The following is a 16,264-nucleotide window of genomic DNA, read 5'->3' on the forward strand; positions in this document are numbered from 1 at the left end:
GGCTGTTTTTTTACCAGTTAAACAAAGAATGTAATGCCTGCCATGTTAGTATAAATAACCACACCATCAACAACAGCAGGCATACGATAAACAGGGTAAAAACTAATGTTAACCTGCGTGCCCGTTTCCGTGCAACTTCCGCACACTCTATCCTTACTTGCGCGGGAAGTAGTTTGACAGAGGTGTTGATAAAAAACGGCACAATCAGCAAATCGTCCAGGTAACCGAAAAAAGGAATAACATCGGGAACAATGTCTAAGGGACTTACCAGGTATAACAGGGTGAGTGCTGCCACCACTTTGGGTAACAATGGTGTTAATGGGTGACGCAGTGCAAAATATAACACCAGGGTATCCTGTTTCAACAGGCGCAATTTTCCTCCTATAAAGCTTCCTTTTGCCAAGTTTTAGTATTTGATGATGGAAAGGCTATTCAGTATGTTTTAAAGATAAGAAAAATCGTGCCCCGCAATGGAGCATGCGTTGGCGGGCTGCAGTGTTGGCATTAACCGATTAATTCTGTTAGCAACCTCTTCCATTCCGGGTATATAGTATCTTTATTCAAAGGGTGTAAATGCGCCTTTGATCTGTCATGAGAAAGAAAACTAGTTTATTGCTGGCAGCAGTGTTAGCCGGTGTATCGGTAACTGCCCAACCTCCTCAGTTTAAGCCTTCACAAACACAAAAGCCACCGTTACATGGTAAAAACTGGATGGCAATTACCGGTAAGCCGTTGGCTGCAACAGCCGGCTCCGCTATTTTTCAAAAAGGGGGTAATGCGGTAGATGCTGCCTGTGCTATGCTGGCAGCCACCTGCACCATGTGGGATGTATTAAGCTGGGGGGGCGAAACCCAGGCGCTTATCTATAATCCTAAAACCAAAAAGGTAATAGGAATCAATGCCATGGGCGTAGCGCCAACAGGTGCCACTGCTTCGTTTTTCAAAAATAAAGGCATGAACTGGCCACCGGAATATGGGCCACTGGCTGCTGTAACTCCCGGAACGCCGGGCGGTTTATGTACTATGCTGGCCGAATATGGTACCATGAGCTTAAAAGAGGTATTAACGCCTGCCATGCAAATGGCAGAAGGCTATCCTATTGAAGCACAAACGGCTAATGCCATAGAAAAGAATAAAGACAAGATAAAAGAATGGCCCTATTCCAAATCGGTGTTTCTGCCGCATGCAGGTGAACAGCGCGAAGCACCGGAAGCGGGTGAAATATTTAAGCAGCTGGAATTACTGGCCACTTTGCAAAAAATGGTAGATGCAGAACAGGTGGCCCTGAAAAAAGGAAAAAGCCGTAAAGAAGCTATCTATGCCGCTTACGACCGCTTTTACAAAGGGGATATTGCCAAAGAATTTGTAAGAGGTTGCCAGGAGCAGGGTGGTTTAATTACCCTGAACGATCTGGCTAAGTGGAAAGTGTTACAGGAAGAACCTTTGACTGTAAACTACCGTGGTATTGATGTGTACAAACTTCCGCAATGGACACAAGGGCCCATGTTGTTACAATCACTGAATATCCTGGAAAACTTCGATCTGAAAGCGATGGGCTTTAACTCCACAAAATACATCCATACGCTGTACCAGACCATGAACATGACTTTTGCCGACAGGGACTTTTACTATGGCGATCCGTATTTTCCTCCGGCAGAGCCTATGAAAGGTTTGCTGTCAAAAGCTTATGCCAAACAACGTTCCGCTACCATGGATACTTTGCAAAATGATGCTAAAGTAGCGCCGGGCGATCCCTATCCTTTCCAGGGTGAAACCAATCCTTACCTCGATCTGCTGCATAAAACCTATGCAGTATCCGATAAGCCGGTAGATGATATATACCTGGATAAGCAGTGGCGTGGTACTACTTCGGTAGAAGCTGCCGATAAAGACGGTTGGGTGGTATCTATTACGCCCAGTGGCGGTTGGGTGCCGGCCTGTATTGCAGGGCATACCGGTGTGGGCATGAGTCAGCGTATGCAAAGCTTTGTGCTGGATGCTGCGTTAAATCCTTTCAACGTAGTAGAGCCTGGTAAAAGACCGCGGGTAACGTTAACACCTACACTTGCTTTAAAAGATGGCAAACCATTCCTGTCTTTTGCGGTACAGGGCGGCGATACACAAGATCAGAACCTACTACAGTTTTTCCTGGATATGGTAGAATTTGGTATGACGGTGCAGCAGGCTACCGAAGCGCCTAATATCAATACCGATCAATTATATCTTTCCTTAGGTGGAGAAGACAGAAAACCTAAGCCGGGGTCTATCCTGTTAAATGTAACTACGCCGGAAGAAGTGCGTAAACAACTGCAAAAGATGGGATATCATGCCCGGTATGAGTCCAGAACATCCGGTCCTGTTAATGCTATTTATTTCGATTGGAAACATGGAAGCTTCTGGGGTGGTTCCAGTAATCATGGTGAGGATTATGGTATAGCATGGTAATTAAGATACAATAAATGAAAGTTAGAAAAATACTGATAGTAGCATTGGCGGCTGTCGCGGTTAACCTGGTGTTATTAATACTCGCCTATCAAAAAGCAGTGATAGGTGTATTGGAATATACGGCACCGATTGCAGAACTGGTGCTGGGTGTGGTATTGCTGGTAATAAACAGGAAGAGTGAAGCAGGGATAGGATTGTTATTAGGAGTTGGTGTGTCTTTCCTGATCGGGGGCTCTATTATCATAGCACTTTTTCATGCATAATGGGCGAGGGCTAACTACTGAAACACCTCTTTCAAAAACTGTAACAGGTATTGCCAGCTGCGTTCATCGGCTTGTTTATTATAGGCAGCTCCTTTACTGTTGTCGTTGCCGGCAGCAGGGTCGGTAAATGCGTGTACTGCGTTCGCAAAGTATATCATTTGCCAGTCGGCCTTGCTGCTGCGCATTTCCTGCTGAAATGATTTTATCTCTTTCTCTGACACGTGTGGGTCGTCTGCGCCGTGCAACACCAATACAGCAGGTTTTATAGGTATATTATTACGTGAACTATCTTTGCCTAATCCCCCATGTACACACACTACTCCTTTTACGGGTAAGCCGCCCCGTGCAGCTTCCAGTGCGCCGGTGCCGCCAAAGCAATAGCCTATTATCACAATATTGTCAGCATCCGCACCTTGTTTTATCAATGCGTTGATGGCTGCCCGAATGCGTGATTGATAAGTAACATAATCTTTTTTATACCTGGCAGAAACGGCTCCTGCTTCTTTGGTGTTAGCGGGTTGGTCTTTACTGCCATAGATGTCTGCGGCCAGTGCATGATAACCGTATTGAGCCAGTATAGAAGCGGTGTTTTTTTCGTGGTCGGTGATGCCTGTCCACGCATGCAGAATAATAACGCCGGGTATTTTGCTAACCCCCTTTGCTTTGGGTTTGCAGTAATAACCTTTGAGTGTGGTATTGTTATCCTGATAGGAAAAATCATATCCTTGTGCGGTAACGTTTTGCATGCGTAGCAACCCGATAGCAACGGCCAATATGGAAATAATCTTTTTCATAATTTTTCCAGTTTTTTTTCCTCGATAGAAATCTCCGTTCTTTCCTTTTTCAAACTGGTGCGTAACCAGGCAAACAAGCTCATGTACATGTTGGCTATCCATACCAGCGAAAAGCCTGCAATAATATAACCACGCCATCCGGTTAATAGCAACTGAAAATCGGACAACAGCAGTATGAATATCACCACATAATGACTAAAACAGTATTCACAGGTGAATAGGTAAAACAACTTGCGCTGCCATAATGTTCGGCTTTTCCTGCTTCTTTCAATACAGTATTGCCGGGGCTCTAAAAATACTTCTTCATGGGTGATGGTCCAGGCAATGCAGGCCACCGGCAGAGCCAGCAAAAACAGCCATATAATTTGTGTGTGCAGTAGCATATTAAAGTATAGTTTTACTGGTAATACAACATGGCATGGAAGGGGTAAAATTGTTTATGTTTTTACTGGGATGTAAACCAGCTGGCCGACATACAGAACAGCATGATATGTTTTTTGCTATAGGTAGTTCTATAAAAGAGCTGGTTCCAGCTATAAAAACTTTCTGGCCGGAGGGCGAAGAAGGTATACATATCGATGCCTGGCGTGAAGTGAACCTGGTAAGCGGGTACCGGGTAACGGTGTTGCCTGCTCCATCGGTAAATATTATGGAGCCCGAAAGCAGCACTAAGCTCTTTTTTCTCAACCTGGGTGGTTACAAGGCTGGTGAGTTTGAAGAATTTCATTATAAGGTACTTTCTATAGCAAGTGATAAAAACAGTGCCATAAAAGAGGCCAAACAAACTACATTTTTCAGGCATAGTGCATCGGCCCATGTAGATGATAAATACGGGGTAGATGTTGATGATATTTATGCAGTTGAAGATATTTTGCCCCAGTTCTGTAAAGAAAAATACCGCCTTTACATTACAAAAGAAGAAGAGGCTTTACCGGAAGACGAGATACACCTGGGGTATTTTAAACTAAACAGCTTTTGATACGTTGTAACTACATATATGAAAACTGCTATTATAATCGGAGCTACAGGTTTGGTTGGTAATGAGTTACTGCATTTGCTACTGGATGATAACCGTTTTGAAAAAGTAAAGATACTGGTAGGCAAATCGGCGGGCATTACGCATGCAAAACTGGAAGAACATGTTATTGACTTTGGAAAGCCACAATTATGGAAGCAGGAAGTGCAGGGGGATGTACTTTTCTCCTGCCTGGGTACAACTATGAAGCAGGCTGGTGGAAAAGATGCACAATATCGTGTGGATTATAGTTACCAGTTTGCAGTAGCATCTATAGCAGCTGAAAACAATGTACCTGTTTATGTGCTGGTGTCTTCTATTGGAGCTGATACTGAATCCCGCTTCTTCTATGCACAAATGAAAGGTCAGCTGGATGAAGGGGTAAGCAGGTTGCCTTTTGCCAGCACTTCTATTGTAAGGCCAGGACCATTGTATGGAGCACGCAAAAACAAACGGGGCGGCGAAAACCTGAGCGTAATGCTGGTGAAAGCTTTTAATGCTATTGGCATCTTTAAAAAGTACAAGCCTGTTTCGGGTGCACAGGTGGCGCGGGCTATGATGCAGGTGGCGGTTGCCGCAAAAGCTGGTGTTACTATTTACGAAAACAATGCGTTATTTGCCCTGGCTGCTGCTAAATAAAAAGGCACCCCTTCCGGAATGCCCTTTTGTTGCCTCTCACATTATTCTAAAATTTATAACCAATACCTATACCAACCACCCAGGGGTTTATTTTGGTGTCTGCTCCAATACCTGCCAGCACCGGGCTTAATTCGGGGCTTTCAGCAGGCGTTAAATTAGACGCATCTACGGTTGCATTGGTTTTCAGGAATATCTTCTTTATATCTATATTCAGGTATAACTTTTTGCTGATGTCGTAGTCTATGCCCAGTTGTGTGGCAAAGCCGAATTTGTTTTCGTAAGAAATGTTTTTCACCACAGAGCCACTGTTTTTGCTATAGAAAATGGTGTAGTTAACACCGGCACCTACATAAGGCTTTAAGCCGCATTTAAAAGGCAGGTGATATTGCACAGTTAATGTAGGTGGTAACAGCCATACACTACCAAGGTCTACATTGGCCTTGTTGGGGCCGCCAATGGCAGATAGGTCAGAGCCTGTGGTGTGCAGGTTGTGTTTAGAGGTACCCAGTATTAATTCAGCTGCCATGTTTTTGGTAAAGAAATAAGTAAAGTCCAGTTCGGGAATATAAGCAGTGCTAATGTTGATATCTCCGCCAATCACTCCAATTTTGGCGCTCTCCTGCGGAGCAATTCCTAAGCCACGTAGCCTTACTCTCCATTCGTTGCTTTTTTGGCTAAATACATGGAATGAACTTGCCAGTAAACAACCAACGATGAATAGTTTTTTCATAAATGATGTTTTGTTGATACTGCAAAGCTAGCAGGGTGCTACATGTTGTTAAATGACAAATAGCAGTTGAACAAATGACTTTTATCATCTGTTGTTATGGAACGTTACGTGTTATTTGAGTAAATGAACAGGCAAACACTTTAATACAAAATATATGAACACAGTTACTTCGTTCAAAAGGACCTACACGCTAAAAAGTGGTGTTACTGTTAACCGTATGGGTTTTGGCGCTATGCGTATAACGGGCAAGGGAATATGGGGGCCGCCGGCCGATAAAGAAGAAGCGATACGGGTGTTACAACGTGCGGTAGAGCTAGGTGTAAATTTTATTGATACAGCAGACAGTTACGGTCCCAATGTATCGGAAGAGCTGATTGCCGAAGCATTATATCCTTATCATGCCAGCCTGGTTATCGCTACCAAAGGTGGGCTTACCCGCACGGGGCCGGATGAATGGCCCGTTAATGCACATCCCGATCATTTGCGTAAAGCATTAGAGGGAAGTCTGAAACGTTTGCGACTGGATAGTATTGAGCTGTACCAACTACATCGTATAGATCCTCATGTTCCTTTTGAAGATTCACTGACTTTTTTGAAAAAAGCCCAGGAAGATGGGTTGATTAAACATATTGGCCTGTCTGAGGTAAAAGTGGCTGATATTTTAAAAGCCCAGGAATATGTAGAGGTGGTATCTGTACAAAACATGTACAGCTTCGATAACCGGAAGTGGGAAGCAGAACTGCAATATTGTAATGATAGTGGTATTGCTTTTATTCCCTGGTATCCTTTAGGAGGTGGCAATGTTAAACAATTGTCCAGGCTGGAGGAGTTTGCAGCCAAAAAAGGAGTAAGCCTGCACCAGCTGGCGCTCAGTTGGTTATTGCATTATTCACCCAACATATTGCTGATTCCGGGTACCTCCAGTGTAAAACACCTGGAAGAAAATATACAGGCAGCAGAGGTGATGTTAAACGAAGAAGAAATGGTGGTGCTGCAAAAAATAGCGGGTATGTAAAACGGTTATAACAACCGTTTTACACTTTCCAGTCTTTTATCCAATAATAACACACCGGGTTGCTTGCCTTTTTCAAAGCTGCCCAATGTGTGTGCCAGCTGCAATGCTTGCGCACCGTTTAAAGTGGCCCATTGAAGCAGTTGTTCCAATGGAATTTCTGTAAAATGAGTGCGCAGGGTTTGCAGCTCAGCCAGTATGCTTAATTGCCAATTGCTGGCCAGGCTGTCGGTGCCTACGGTAATGGCGCACTGATGTTTCACCAAAAGATCCACGTGGGGCAACCTGTTTTCAATATACAGGTTGGCATTGGGACAAAGCGTCCAGTAAAGCGTTTGTTGCCGGCCTGCTGCCAGTTGTTGAGCAAACCGGATGTCTGTTTCCGTGGTGCAGGTATTATGGACCAGCAATACCTGGTTGGGTTTATCTGTTTTAGGTAGCCAGCATTGTATAGAAGTGCAGCCAGGGGGTTGGTAAAAGGAAATATCGGCCCCCAGCATACTATATAATTGCCTGAAGCTGGAAATGCCATCCAGGAAAAGTGCATCTTCATCCGGGGTTTCCTGATTATGTACCGAAATTACCTTGCCGGCAGAATGTTCATTTATCAGCTCAAAAAGAGCCGGCGATACTGAGTAAGGTGCGTGAGGGGTAATAGAGCTGTGAACGGCAGGGAAAGCCTTATAGGTTTGCACAGCCTGTTCAAATCGGGTATTGGCCGAAGCGGGAATAAAACCGCTTGTTTCTATAAAGTTATGGTAATGAAGGCGGTGTAAGCTTTTTTGCGCAACGGTGTGGGTGGTATTACAAATATCCCCTACCGCTACAATGCCGTTATCCCACATTTCCTGCTCGCCGGCGGCTATGGCTTCCAATATGGTTTCCTGCGAAAAGTTCCGGTGTTGCATTACACCGGTAACAAAAGCCACCAGCCCGGTTTTTTCAGGTAAAAGCGCTTTCATATGGCTTAATTCCAGGTGGCAGTGGGTGTTAACAAAGCCTGGCGAAAGTATTCCGTTTACGTGTTGAACATCGGCTCCCGCCTCAGAATCAGCTATAATATCTTCGACTATTCCTTTCTCGTTGGTAATCAATACCTGGTTTGCGGGTAAAATTTCGCGGCCATTAAACAGGCCTTCCCCCTGAAATTTTAAATATGCCATGCTGTAAAGGTACATGACACGCTGCATGCGGGCGAAAACACTTAATTTTGCCGCCACTTTAGGCGGATGCCAGGTTACCTGTTGCCGCATAAGGAGGTAAACCATACAAGATGTTAGACCAGTTAGATGCTATTAAGGCACGTTTTCAACAAATAGGTGTTGCGCTGACCAACCCTGAAATTATTAATAACCAGAAGGAGTTTGGTAGACAAAGTAAAGAATACCGCCAGCTGGAAAGAATTGTGCAGCCTTACGAAGAATATCGCAGGGTGATGGATGATTACAATTTCAGCAAAGATGCGCTGAATGGTAACGACGAAGAACTGCGCGAACTGGCAAAGATGGAGTTGCCGGAGCTGGAAGAGAAAAAAGTGCAGCTGGAAAAGCATCTTACCAAATTATTGATACCGAAAGATCCGCAGGATGATAAAAATGCGGTGCTGGAAATACGGGCAGGAACCGGTGGCGACGAAGCTTCTTTGTTTGCCGGCGACCTGTTGAACATGTACCTGCGTTACTGCGCTAAAAAAGGCTGGAAAACAGCTATAGTGAGTGAAAGTGAAGGCTCTGTAGGTGGTTATAAGGAAGTGATGGTGGAAGTGAGCGGTGAAGACGTGTACGGAACACTGAAGTTTGAAAGTGGTGTGCACCGTGTTCAACGGGTACCTAACACCGAAACCCAGGGCCGTGTGCACACCTCAGCTGCTACCGTGGCGGTAATGCCCGAAGCGGAAGAAGTGGATTTTGAACTGAACCCTGCTGATGTTAAAATGGAAACATCCCGAAGCGGTGGTGCGGGTGGACAAAACGTAAACAAGGTAGAAACCAAGGTAATGCTTACCCACATTCCTACCGGTACGGTTGTTATTTGTCAGACCGAGCGTACCCAGCTGGGTAACCGCGAAAAGGCCATGACAATGATGCGTACCAAGCTGTACGAAGAGCAGGTGCGCAAGCAGGAAGATGAAATTGCCCGCCAGCGTAAAACCCTGGTTAGCACCGGCGATCGTAGTGCTAAAATCCGTACTTACAACTGGCCGCAGGGACGTGTAACCGATCACCGTATTGGTTTAACTTCTTACAATCTGGATGCTGTAGTGAATGGTGAAATTGAAGAGTTTATTGAAGCGTTGCAGATAGCTGAGAACGCAGAAAAGATGAGCAAACAGAATAATTAATAATACTGGTTCTATAGAACTTATTATATTCATTACATGGAACAACTGTTACAACAGATTGAGCAACTGAAACAGGAAATGAATGCTGCTACCGGTTCGGATAGCGATGCAGCAGAACAATTCCGTATTAAATACCTGGGTACCAAAGGCATTATCAAAGGGTTGATGGGTGAAATGAAAAACATTCCCAACGACCAGAAGAAAAACTTTGGCCAGGTAATGAACGACCTGAAACAACTGGCAGAAGAAAAATGGGAAAGCCTGAAAGGTGCTGCCGCTGATGCTGGTGCATCTGCCGGTGTTGACTTCGACTGGACTTTACCTGGCGCCCCTGTAAATGTAGGTGGCCGTCATCCTATCAGCATTGTTCGTAACCAGATTGTTTCCATTTTTAAAAGGCTGGGCTTTGCTGTAGCAGAAGGTCCGGAAATTGAAGACGACTGGCACAACTTCACTGCGTTGAACATGCCCGAAAACCACACGGCGCGTGACATGCAGGATACCTTTTATATTCTGCAAAATCCCGATTGGGTACTGCGTACGCATACCAGCAGTGTGCAGGCAAGGGTCATGGAAAAACAAAAGCCACCTATCCGCATCATCTGCCCCGGTCGTGTATACCGTAACGAAACCATCAGCGCCCGTGCGCATTGTTTCTTCCACCAGGTAGAAGGTTTGTATATTGATGAGCATGTAAGCTTTGCCGATTTAAAACAAACCCTGTATTTCTTTGTGCAGGAGATGTTTGGTAAAGATGTGAAAATACGTTTCCGTCCTTCTTACTTCCCTTTCACCGAGCCTAGTGCCGAAATGGATATCAGCTGTACGGTGTGTGGCGGTAAAGGATGTTCTTTATGTAAACATACCGGCTGGGTAGAAATATTGGGCTGTGGTATGGTGCATCCTAAAATGCTCGACAATTTTGGCATTGATTCCAGCAAATACACAGGCTTTGCGTTTGGTATGGGCATGGAGCGTATCTGCCAGTTGAAATACCGTGTAAACGATCTTCGTTTGTATTCGCAAAACGATGTCAGGTTCCTGGATCAGTTTACGGGTGGCGTATAAATACAATAAACTCTCTATAGTAACAGTTCCGTATTCAATCAATACGGAACTGTTTTTTATATAACCTATGTTTTGCGCTGCCTGTATTATAATAAGCGGTTCCAAACGCTTGGGAATACTCTTTTACAGATCGCCCAGTTGGGGACGTAGTATAATTTCTTCCATACATGCCTGCGGCGATAAGTAAGAAGCTGCATATATCATAGCGGCAACATCTCCTGCTTCCATAATGCGTTTAGGATCTATGCCCGAACCACTCCACGAATCGGTGTAGGAAGCGCCGGGATATACCGAGGTAACTTTGATATTATAGGGTTTCATTTCTTCCCGCAGGTTTTTAGAAAATCCAGCCAGGGCAAATTTACTGATGCTGTAGGCTCCCCCATTGCTATACGCTTGTAAAGAAGCTATAGAACACATGTTGAATATGTGGCCACTGCGGGCTTCCATCATATGAGGTAACACAGCGCGGGTAAGGTGGTAGGCGCTGTATAAATTCACTTCTATCATTTTTTCCAAGGCCCCTGCTGCTTCGTTATGCACACTGCCGGGTATAAACTGGCCGGCATTGTTCACCAGCACATCCAGCTTAACGTTAAAAGCTAAAAACCAGTTGGCAAATGCCTGCACTTCTTCCTGTTTGCTCATGTCGCATACAAAGTACTGTACATTGGTGCGTGGAAAACGGCCTTGTAATTCCAATGCAAATGCTCTTAGTTGCTCACTGTTACGGGCGCATAAAAAAAGGCCATGTCCCTGCTTGTCTTCTCCAAATTTTTCAGCAATAGCTCTTCCTAATCCTTTTGAAGCACCGGTAATTACAATATTCATGCGAGCGTTTTTTACGGTATGAAATGTGAATTTTTAGGTAACAAATATCGTACAAACCGGGTAAGTGGGTGGTATGAAGTAATTTTACACCATGGCAACATACACACATTTATTCTTCGATCTGGATCATACGTTGTGGGATTTTGAAACCAATGCCAAAGAAACGTTGTCTGAATTGTATGCTATCAACGCCCTGGAAGCAAAAGGTGTACATGATTTTAACCTGTTCTTTCAACAATATAGCCATCACAATAACCGCCTGTGGGACAGGTATACCAAAGGATATATTAAACAGGAAGAGCTTCGCTGGAAAAGAATGTGGTTTACCCTGCTGGACTTTAAAATAGGTGATGAAGCTTTGTCAAAAGATATGTCTGTTCAATTTCTCGACAGGCTTCCCTATCGCAAAAACCTGTTTCCCTATACGGTAGAAATCCTCAACTACCTGCGTAATAAAGGTTATCGCATGCATCTTATCACCAACGGGTTTGATGAAGTGCAACATTGCAAGTTAGCCAGCAGCAACCTTACTCATTTTTTTGAAGAGGTGATCACTTCTCAAAAGAGCAATAGCTTAAAGCCTAATAAAGCCATTTTTGAGTTTGCCTTACAAGCTACAGGGGCAACAGTAAGGGAGAGCATTATGATAGGCGATAACCTGGATGCAGATATACAGGGGGGCATGAATGCAGGATTAGACACGGTGTTTGTAAATCATCTGAATGTGCAGGCCCATATACAACCTACTTATACCATCCTGCATTTGCAGGAACTGGAAACCATATTGTAAATAAAAAAGCCGGTGACGTTTCAACACGCCACCGGCTTTTCTTTTATCTTACCAGTCTTAGTTTTTACTAAACAGGATTTTGGATCTTGAAAATGCATAAGAGGCTTTCAGCAGCTCCATCATCAGTGGCCATTCCTGCGCAGGCAACTGGCTTTTGCTGAATGTTTTCCTTACTTCAATTACCACGTTTTTATTTTCATCAATGCGTCCTTTGGTTACAAACGAACCGGCTTCATTTCTTACTTCTTTAGTAAGGCTTTCTACTCCACGTGCAGTATAGCCAGCTGGTATAGGGCAAATAATGCGGTAGTTCAAAGTGCGGGCATAATCTATATACACGGGATAGGTACGGGCAACGTCATCCTTTTTCAGTTTTATTTGGTTGCCACCGCCTGCCAGTGCAGGTAAGGAAACCAGCAGATCTTCTCCTACGGTATTTACTGCATCATCTAATGTCAGCGTTTCATTGTATTTGAGCGTGCTTTTTTTATAGCTGCGTCCGTCCTGGATCAGTTTAAAACCTGAGTAGTCTGCTACTGTTACATTGTAGTAATCTTCTGCAATAGACTTCATCATTTTAGGTTTCTCTTCGCTCCATTCTTTTTTTTGCTGGGCAAATTCGCTAATGGCTTTGGTTTCCATTTGTTCATTCAGGCCTTCCCACATGCCGGTGCCATCATAGTTGCGAAAATCCGATTCCATAAAGGGCGTGTAGGCCAGCACTTCATCCATCAGGTTTTCTTTAATCAATCCTTGTGCTTCTACTGTTTTATCTATTGCCAGCAGGTAGCTGTTGGTAGAGGGGGTTACATTCACTTTCACCTGTGCGTTCAAGGTGTTAAGCAGTGTATCTGTAGCGGGTAATGGTTCTGTAACAGGTTTTGTTTTTTCGTCCAGTGCGTTGAAGCGAACAGACGGATTACCACATACCTCTTCGGGCAGTTCTTCCGGGTTGCGGTGTTCATCGGGGTTTGCGTAATACTTGTTTTTGCAGCGTATCAGCCATTTCAGCTCCTGTGCAAAGGAAGCCGATTCAATAGTAGATTCCGTGTTGGAAGTGGTTACTATTATTTCGTGTGCGATGCCTTTTTCTGCTAACAAGGCCGAGTAAATTTTAGCAAAACCAAAATCGCTCCAATTGCTGTATAAGGTTTGAGAGCGCACGGTATAATAGGCTTTGCGTATAAACTCGTCTTCCGAGCCGTTGGTGATATCTTTTTTGCGCATGGCTTTATAAATGCCTTTTGCAGTTTCGTCAAAACCCGCTTTCAGGCCATCTGTATATTCTCCGGTGGTTCTTAATTTGCCGGGGTTAAACCAGAAGGTTTTGGCTTTTTCCGACAGTTGCTCCAGCGTGATATTGCTTTTAGGGTCTTCATTATCTTTAAACCACACCAGGTTTTTACTGTTGTTGCGGGCATACACTACCTGGAACTTAACGGAAGGCAGTTCTATTAATTTGTTTACATACCGTGTGCGGCTTACTGTTTCGCGGTTATTATCCACCCATCTGTATACTTTATTTCCGTTGGTATTGGTAGAGGTGAAGTCCGGTGCTCCTTTCAGGCTTTTATAGCTTACATAGTATTTATCGTCTTCAGTAACTACTTCCAATACCTGCTTTACTACAGGCAGGGGCCTGTTACACAAATAATAAATAGGCTCAAACTCTTTATAATCCGGGTTTTGGTTATACTTCCGGGTGTTAAAGTTTACGTACTCATATTCTACAATGTCGCCTTCTTCCATATCAGGTATGGCCACTTTGTAAAAGGTAGGGCGATATCCTGAACTGCTTTTGGCATCGGTGTAGCTGGTGAATAAAGAAGGAACAGAAGCGTTGTTTTCTACTTTCACTGCATCGGTTAAGTCAACAGGCGTTTGTGTGCCGTCTTTTTTGATAATACGTGCAGTAAAAGCATCGCCTTCGGCGGATAAACGAAAGTATAATATGGAGTAGTTTTCTACTGCATATTTGTCCTGCAATAAAATTTTACGACGCTCGGTTTCCTGCACCAGTATGCTGGTTTCATTATTGGCATTGGCGTAGTAAATAGAGGTGCCAAAGGTAATAGGCGCCAGTAATGCACCCCATATGTTACGGCCAATGCGCTTGCCTGCGCTCAGGCCTTTTTTATCAAAGTCAAAGCTGGTTTTTTGCGCCAGTATCACGGCGCTTTCTTCCGGCCATTTTGAGGTGCTGGCAACGTCTTTAAAATCTTCATCCGTTTCTTCCAGCAGTTTTACTGCCTTATTGTTTTTTTCCAGGGTTTCCAGTTCCCTGGCGGTAATACGTTGTTGTGCATGGATGGTAGAGTGGGCTACCATGAATACCAGTAAACTATATAGAATGCGTTTCATGAAATGAGGTTGGGGGTGAATAACAAGGTGCATTACAATTGAACAGATAAGTTGCTTTTATTAAAGGCTTTTATCTTGTTTAAGAAATTTTTCCAGTTGTCAAAATCACTTCTGTTAATTACCGGGCTGTTAATCACCATTGTTTTGCGTAGGATAATTTTGTTATCGCGTGCGGTATAGCTGGCTTGCATGGTATTTTGTAAAAACTCGCTGGTAAAGCTTTTAGGCAGTGAAATAGGCTTGCCATTAGCTGGTAACTCCAGTGTTATTTCATCAGAAGAAGTGTACACTTCGTTTATATCAATGGGTGTTTTGCGCGAATCTTCCGGTATAAAGCGGGTAATGGTGCCGGGGAAGAAATCGATATTGGTATAATACCTGTTTTCTACCACAGTAACCTGCTCTGATAAATCTACATCGCCTTCAATAACAATGGCCGAATCACGGCTTTTAAAATCGGAAGTTCGTATGTTGGTTACTTCGGCATTTTTATTATTGAACTGCAGCAGGCTATTGATAAAATCTTTACGCCTGTTAGTGGGTATGCTGTTATAAATGTAATGGAACAGGCTGCTGGTAGCTCCTTCAAAAGATACTTTCACATGCCCGCTTATTTTATCTTCCTGCAGCACCAGTGCGGCTGTGGTGTATTGTGTGTTTTCACCTGCCCTGGCTTCTGGTACGGTTTCAATTTTGTAGGTGTCGCCATATTCTACCAGCACTTTTTTACCTTGTATGCGGTAAGCATTTCTGCCCAGTGGTTGGTATTTTTCGGTGCCATCTAAAAAGTAGGTACTGCCATTATGATACAGCACACAAATAGCGTGGTTGTCTACACAAACCGATTGCACCTCTGTGCGGTCGTAAGGTATTTCACGGGTGCCTATCCATGAGAAGTGTGCATCAAAGCCAGCCTCTTTCAGCATGGCTGATAAGAGGTTGGCCATGCCTTTACAATCGCCGTATTTGTTTTTATATACTTCCTGTATGGTTTGTGGAATAAAACCTGCATACCCTTCTTCAAAAGCGATATAGCGAATGTTGTCCTGTACCCAGTAATAGATAGATTTAATCTTCTCCTCATCGGTGCTTTTTCCCTGGGTCAGTTGCTGTACTACCGGTTTAATGCTTTCGGCCTGGTTATCTGCTTTTTTGTATAAGTAGTTATACCACGCATACATATCGTCAGGCCCTTTAAAGCCGTTGTAGTCTTTTTTGTTGATGTTAAAGCTGCGTACAGTAATAATCAGGTGTGGTAAGTAATAAGGAGATGCGAGAGAATGGGCTTCGTGTTTCATGCCGGATAAGTTATCGGCGGTGTAGGTGTACGTAGTAAAGCCCTTTTCTTTTTTAGTGCCCTTTTTAAAGGTGTAACCGGCAAAGTTTTTCTCGGTTATTTCCAGTTGCAGCCAATCAGGTACTTTAAAGCTGATAGTAGAACTTTTTACCGGGAAGCTTTCATGAAAGAAAACGCGGCTCAGGTACTTTGCATCTTTAAAGGTGCTGGTGAATTTAAAGCGGCTGCGCTGGCCCGATTCTTCTGCCCTAAAGCCATACCACAAACCAAAGTTGTCGTCTAAGTAAATGCTTTCATCTGTTAACGATACTTTTTCGGGCGGGTACTTCTGGCTTTTAAAGCCGGTTTTGTAAAAAATCTCAAAATCGTAATCATCCAGTTTACGAAACTCGTTGTCGGCAATCAGGTAGCCCATAGGAACTTTGTTGTCCATGGCCACCATTTCTACCACGCCTTTTTCTTCCGCTGTGGTAACTGGCTGACCGTTAAGCCCTTTGCCGGTACTGAAAGTGATTTCTTTTTTGATGTCTGAAGCGCCGAAACGGGCTTTTTTGTCTAGTTTTTTAAGGTAAGAGGCTGCTAATACTCCTTCGCCATCTGAGGTTTGATATTGGCCGAAGGCGGTTGCACATATCCATAGGCAACCTAACAACAACGTTGGCTTTTTCATTCTTGGTG

16 protein-coding genes are annotated in these 16,264 nt (G+C 44.0%); 8 read left to right on the forward strand and 8 right to left on the reverse strand.

Annotated elements, in window-relative coordinates; translation table 11 throughout:
• Nucleotides 1–10: 10 nt before the first annotated feature.
• The gene (locus FLA_RS28910) at nucleotides 11–403 is read right to left on the reverse strand and encodes a YkvA family protein (protein ID WP_084206068.1); all 393 of its coding nucleotides are present in this window, start codon (nucleotides 401–403) and stop codon (nucleotides 11–13) included.
• A 188-nt stretch (nucleotides 404–591) separates the two neighbouring features.
• On the opposite strand from FLA_RS28910, the gene FLA_RS28915 reads away from it, so the two are divergent.
• Together FLA_RS28915 and FLA_RS28920 are read left to right on the forward strand one after the other, a co-directional pair.
• Complete coding sequence (locus tag FLA_RS28915) at nucleotides 592–2,445, forward strand: gamma-glutamyltransferase family protein (RefSeq protein WP_076376911.1); 1,854 nt, start codon at nucleotides 592–594, stop codon at nucleotides 2,443–2,445.
• A 14-nt stretch (nucleotides 2,446–2,459) separates the two neighbouring features.
• Nucleotides 2,460–2,708 carry a hypothetical protein gene (locus FLA_RS28920; protein ID WP_076376913.1) on the forward strand — a complete coding sequence of 83 codons (249 nt, stop codon included), beginning with the start codon at nucleotides 2,460–2,462 and terminating at the stop codon, nucleotides 2,706–2,708.
• 14 nt (nucleotides 2,709–2,722) lie between these two features.
• On the opposite strand, the gene FLA_RS28925 is transcribed toward FLA_RS28920, so the two are convergent.
• Both FLA_RS28925 and FLA_RS28930 read right to left on the reverse strand, forming a co-directional pair.
• The gene (locus FLA_RS28925) at nucleotides 2,723–3,502 is read right to left on the reverse strand and encodes a dienelactone hydrolase family protein (protein ID WP_076376915.1); all 780 of its coding nucleotides are present in this window, start codon (nucleotides 3,500–3,502) and stop codon (nucleotides 2,723–2,725) included.
• Nucleotides 3,499–3,885, reverse strand: a complete 387-nt coding sequence (locus tag FLA_RS28930; RefSeq protein WP_076376917.1) for a hypothetical protein — start codon at nucleotides 3,883–3,885, stop codon at nucleotides 3,499–3,501. Before FLA_RS28930 ends, FLA_RS28925 begins: the two co-directional genes overlap by 4 nt.
• A 107-nt stretch (nucleotides 3,886–3,992) precedes the next feature.
• Between FLA_RS28930 and FLA_RS28935 the strand changes: the two genes are divergently transcribed.
• Nucleotides 3,993–4,481 (forward strand): DUF1543 domain-containing protein, encoded by a 489-nt coding sequence (locus FLA_RS28935; protein WP_231940354.1) that lies wholly within the window; start codon nucleotides 3,993–3,995, stop codon nucleotides 4,479–4,481.
• Nucleotides 4,482–4,499: 18 nt separating this feature from the next.
• Nucleotides 4,500–5,156, forward strand: coding sequence for an NAD(P)H-binding protein (locus FLA_RS28940; RefSeq protein ID WP_076376921.1), 657 nt, complete (start codon nucleotides 4,500–4,502; stop codon nucleotides 5,154–5,156).
• Nucleotides 5,157–5,202: 46 nt separating this feature from the next.
• Here the strand turns inward: FLA_RS28940 and FLA_RS28945 are convergent, their stop codons facing one another.
• Nucleotides 5,203–5,886, reverse strand: a complete 684-nt coding sequence (locus tag FLA_RS28945) for an OmpW/AlkL family protein (RefSeq protein WP_076376923.1) — start codon at nucleotides 5,884–5,886, stop codon at nucleotides 5,203–5,205.
• Nucleotides 5,887–6,040: 154 nt separating this feature from the next.
• Here FLA_RS28945 and FLA_RS28950 point away from each other — a divergent pair, with 154 nt between their 5' ends.
• Nucleotides 6,041–6,901, forward strand: a complete 861-nt coding sequence (locus tag FLA_RS28950; RefSeq protein WP_076376925.1) for an aldo/keto reductase — start codon at nucleotides 6,041–6,043, stop codon at nucleotides 6,899–6,901.
• Between the two features lie 5 nt (nucleotides 6,902–6,906).
• On the opposite strand, the gene FLA_RS28955 is transcribed toward FLA_RS28950, so the two are convergent.
• Complete coding sequence (locus tag FLA_RS28955; protein WP_076377410.1) at nucleotides 6,907–8,061, reverse strand: amidohydrolase family protein; 1,155 nt, start codon at nucleotides 8,059–8,061, stop codon at nucleotides 6,907–6,909.
• A 110-nt stretch (nucleotides 8,062–8,171) separates the two neighbouring features.
• Between FLA_RS28955 and prfA the strand changes: the two genes are divergently transcribed.
• Together prfA and pheS are read left to right on the forward strand one after the other, a co-directional pair.
• The gene (gene prfA, locus FLA_RS28960) at nucleotides 8,172–9,239 is read left to right on the forward strand and encodes a peptide chain release factor 1 (RefSeq protein ID WP_076376927.1); all 1,068 of its coding nucleotides are present in this window, start codon (nucleotides 8,172–8,174) and stop codon (nucleotides 9,237–9,239) included.
• A 36-nt stretch (nucleotides 9,240–9,275) separates the two neighbouring features.
• Nucleotides 9,276–10,307, forward strand: a complete 1,032-nt coding sequence (gene pheS, locus FLA_RS28965) for a phenylalanine--tRNA ligase subunit alpha (RefSeq protein ID WP_197705836.1) — start codon at nucleotides 9,276–9,278, stop codon at nucleotides 10,305–10,307.
• Between the two features lie 123 nt (nucleotides 10,308–10,430).
• On the opposite strand, the gene FLA_RS28970 is transcribed toward pheS, so the two are convergent.
• Nucleotides 10,431–11,138, reverse strand: a complete 708-nt coding sequence (locus FLA_RS28970) for an SDR family oxidoreductase (RefSeq protein ID WP_076376929.1) — start codon at nucleotides 11,136–11,138, stop codon at nucleotides 10,431–10,433.
• A 91-nt stretch (nucleotides 11,139–11,229) separates the two neighbouring features.
• Here FLA_RS28970 and FLA_RS28975 point away from each other — a divergent pair, with 91 nt between their 5' ends.
• A complete protein-coding gene (locus FLA_RS28975; RefSeq protein WP_076376931.1) occupies nucleotides 11,230–11,928 on the forward strand; it encodes a YjjG family noncanonical pyrimidine nucleotidase in 699 nt (232 codons plus the stop codon).
• Between the two features lie 57 nt (nucleotides 11,929–11,985).
• Here the strand turns inward: FLA_RS28975 and FLA_RS28980 are convergent, their stop codons facing one another.
• Both FLA_RS28980 and FLA_RS28985 read right to left on the reverse strand, forming a co-directional pair.
• On the reverse strand, nucleotides 11,986–14,289 hold the full coding sequence (locus FLA_RS28980; RefSeq protein ID WP_076376933.1) for a DUF3857 domain-containing protein: 2,304 nt from the start codon (nucleotides 14,287–14,289) through the stop codon (nucleotides 11,986–11,988).
• Between the two features lie 32 nt (nucleotides 14,290–14,321).
• The gene (locus FLA_RS28985) at nucleotides 14,322–16,256 is read right to left on the reverse strand and encodes a transglutaminase-like domain-containing protein (RefSeq protein ID WP_076376934.1); all 1,935 of its coding nucleotides are present in this window, start codon (nucleotides 16,254–16,256) and stop codon (nucleotides 14,322–14,324) included.
• Nucleotides 16,257–16,264 lie beyond the last annotated feature (8 nt).

Origin of the sequence: Filimonas lacunae (assembly GCF_002355595.1) — a bacterium.
In the GTDB taxonomy this organism is placed as follows: Bacteria; Bacteroidota; Bacteroidia; order Chitinophagales; family Chitinophagaceae; genus Filimonas; species Filimonas lacunae.